At 38.8% G+C, this 673-nt stretch carries 1 protein-coding gene and 1 pseudogene; both read left to right on the top strand.

What is annotated here, in order from left to right; all coding sequences use genetic code 11:
* Positions 1 to 216 precede the first annotated feature (216 nt).
* Positions 217 to 573 (top strand): type II toxin-antitoxin system RelE/ParE family toxin, encoded by a 357-nt coding sequence (locus C3420_RS17185; RefSeq protein ID WP_103857265.1) that lies wholly within the window; start codon positions 217 to 219, stop codon positions 571 to 573.
* A pseudogene (locus tag C3420_RS17180) lies at positions 566 to 673 on the top strand (transcriptional regulator); the annotation flags it as partial. The gene C3420_RS17185 and the pseudogene C3420_RS17180, both read left to right, overlap by 8 nt.

Here is a 673-nt window from a genome sequence, read left to right as displayed (position 1 = left end):
GGCATCTGTGGTTACGTCTATTACACTTTTCTTTCGTAGTTACAGTAGTGTATTTATTTTTTTTACTTTTATTCATCTAAATCTACAATGAATAGGCAACCCAATATGAAAAACCCCGGCAGGATGCCGGGGTTTTTTATTGCCTATCATTTCTCATTTGCAAAACAAGCATAATGCTCTTAAAATATAGACTATAATCTATATTTTGGTTGTGGTATGTGGACAGTCATTACGACAGATCTATTTAATCAGTGGCTTGAACAGCAAGACGAATCAACACAAGAGAAGGTTCTGGCTGCCCTGGTTGTTCTACAGCAGCAAGGACCAAGTTTAGGCCGCCCTTTAGTAGATACCGTCTATGACTCTAAATTTACCAACATGAAAGAGCTTCGTGTTCAACATCGAGGTAAACCACTGAGAGCTTTCTTCGCATTTGATCCTTTACGACAGGCTATTGTTCTATGTATTGCTGATAAAGGCGGTAAAAAGCGTTTTTATAAAGACATGCTGGATATTGCAGATGAACAATACCAACTTCATCTCACCACCCTAGGAGATAAATCTAATGGCTAAGACTCTGCAAGAATTGTTAGCTAGCCGCTCTCCAGAGAGCCAAGCCCGTATTCAAAAAATGGCAGATGAATTACTGCTAGAAAATCAGCTTCATCTTATT

The organism is Acinetobacter sp. ACNIH3, from assembly GCF_002918965.1.
Lineage (GTDB): Bacteria > Pseudomonadota > Gammaproteobacteria > Pseudomonadales > Moraxellaceae > Acinetobacter > Acinetobacter schindleri.
The sequence above is the reverse complement of the archived record's forward strand: the minus strand, read 5'-3'. Positions and strand labels throughout refer to the sequence as shown.